The sequence below is a fragment of the Fulvivirga sp. genome (assembly GCF_040220315.1).
Classification (GTDB): domain Bacteria; phylum Bacteroidota; class Bacteroidia; order Cytophagales; family Cyclobacteriaceae; genus Fulvivirga.
The window spans coordinates 1-1883 of sequence record NZ_JAVJUY010000026.1 but is presented as its reverse complement, the minus strand read 5'-3'; the positions used below and the strand labels follow the sequence as shown (position 1 = coordinate 1883).

The 1883-nt window shown below is 37.1% G+C and carries 6 protein-coding genes; all 6 read right to left on the bottom strand.

Going from position 1 to position 1883, the window contains the following annotated elements; translation table 11 throughout:
- The coding region (locus tag RLO81_RS00910; RefSeq protein ID WP_350105879.1) for a DUF4007 family protein at positions 1-127 on the bottom strand (127 nt) is incomplete at its 3' end.
- On the bottom strand, positions 124-291 hold the full coding sequence (locus RLO81_RS00905) for a hypothetical protein (protein ID WP_350105876.1): 168 nt from the start codon (positions 289-291) through the stop codon (positions 124-126). The genes RLO81_RS00905 and RLO81_RS00910, both read right to left, overlap by 4 nt.
- 62 nt (positions 292-353) lie before the next feature.
- On the bottom strand, positions 354-584 hold the full coding sequence (locus RLO81_RS00900; protein WP_350105873.1) for a hypothetical protein: 231 nt from the start codon (positions 582-584) through the stop codon (positions 354-356).
- A gap of 331 nt (positions 585-915) precedes the next feature.
- A complete protein-coding gene (locus RLO81_RS00895; protein ID WP_350105870.1) occupies positions 916-1350 on the bottom strand; it encodes a hypothetical protein in 435 nt (144 codons plus the stop codon).
- Positions 1351-1458: 108 nt separating this feature from the next.
- Positions 1459-1692: a hypothetical protein gene (locus RLO81_RS00890; protein ID WP_350105867.1), complete on the bottom strand. Its 234-nt coding sequence runs from the start codon at positions 1690-1692 to the stop codon at positions 1459-1461.
- 2 nt (positions 1693-1694) lie between these two features.
- Positions 1695-1883, bottom strand: a 189-nt coding sequence (locus tag RLO81_RS00885; protein ID WP_350105864.1) for a helix-turn-helix domain-containing protein, incomplete at its 5' end; no start/stop codon positions are given.

Below are 1883 nucleotides of genomic sequence, written 5' to 3'. Positions count from 1 at the left end.
TTCTACCAACCCCAAGCTTTACGGGAGCATCATTGGAACTAAAGTTCCCGTCTTCTAAGAGATAATCATACCCCTTCTTCAACCAATAGTATCGGCATTGAAATGATTCGTGACCTGAGAATCTCATTTTTCAAATATTTTTAATTGGTGATTATTTTCGATAAACTCTTCAGCTTGCTTTACGAACCAATCCTTAAGAGTGATTTCCTTAAGCGCAAGTGCTTTCCTAAACTTTTTCTTGAATTGTGGATCCACTTCTATTACTATTCTTCCAGAATCGCCAACCGCCATATTATGTTACATATGTTATATAACAAATATAATATGGTTTTATTAATAGAGGGTATTTAGTTCTACCTTCGATTTCCCATAGGAGTATAAATAGGCTTGATACTTGTACTTGTTGATCTTTTGCTGTGTTTAAGCACAGCTTGTAGAGATCTGAGTTGATTACCCAGCTTTTTTAATTGTGCCTTTTTATTTTTTGGCCCGTAATTATCATTCGGATGTGATTCTCTCTTTTTTACCTGGCTTATCTTGTCCTTTAACTGCTTAATTTTTTGAATTCTATTTGAATGAAGCATGTGAACACTCTTTAGGGAAATAAGGGCACATGCTTAAGCATTCACCCATTTAATTAAAGAATCAGTTTTAGAAAATATACTTAAAGATACAGTTGTTCTATTCAGATACTCCCCCCAATACTTAGTTTTACGTCGCTAAACGTGCCATTTTTTGGAACTTTTCGCAACGAAGGACTATAAATTTCCTTTTAAGACTTCACCTATCTTGTTTTCCGGAGTTTCAGCTGTAACCAATCTAAGAAACGGAAGCAATTTTTACTTAGTGCCAATGCTTAGATTTCTAACTTATGACCTTTCGACGTATCAAATGGGGTAATAATTGAGATAGAATTCACATGCCCATCGACATCCCCCGGTCTTTGGATTTACTTTTGATTTCTGTGATTTTCAAATCCGTAATCAAATGATCTGATTCAGTCATCTCTCTGAACTCTTTGATTGCATCCTCTTTTGATAATGCGCTTAAAGTGAAGCTAAGCCTTTCACCGTCTTCCTCAAATTCAAATTTCCATTCTTTCTGTTTTTTCATAGACTTATTGACAGACTTAGACGGAGACTTAGAAGCATTATGAAAGGAACCATCAGGGGATCGCTTCAGGTGCTTTCCATTTTCTATTATTTCTGTACGGAGGTATTGTTCAGTTACCTTGAGATGATTTTCATTAGATAGCAGTGTCAGCTTTGTTGATTTAAGATCTGGTTTTACCCTGTTACTCTTTTCATCAATCTTCCATTGCAGATCTTTTGTTTTAAAGTAATTACCCATTCTCAGAAGTCACAACCCAGATCGTTTCAAAGGGACCATTGGGATTTCCTTCGTACTTCTCGAGCCTGATTGTTCTAGCCATGTTCGCAATAATTTTTATAACCCTTCTTAAAACTCCAGGTTACTTCCCTTGCTATGACCTTTGGATCTTGTCCCCTGTTTGAATTGATTGATATTGATGGCAACTTCCTTTTCAAATTGGGATACTCCAGCCTTAAGACCCTGCACCAATTCGGAATTACCTTTGACTCCATTCAGCAATTTTTTCATGAGTAGCGGGTGGTTTTTTCGGACTATGTAGCCGCTGTTAAATCCCTTGAGATAGTCTTTTGATACTTCCATAATTAAAAGGTTTCTTTTGCATGTTTTTCTAAATATTCATTGATCGATTCTCGGTCATAAAGTATGATCCTTTTCTGGGGTTGGGCGAACCGGATCTTCCCTTCGTCTCTCAATTTTTGAAGAGTTGTTTTAGACTTGATCCCCAGGAGTCGCATGGCATCCTCCGTCGGAATCCACTTGTCTTCCTGGCC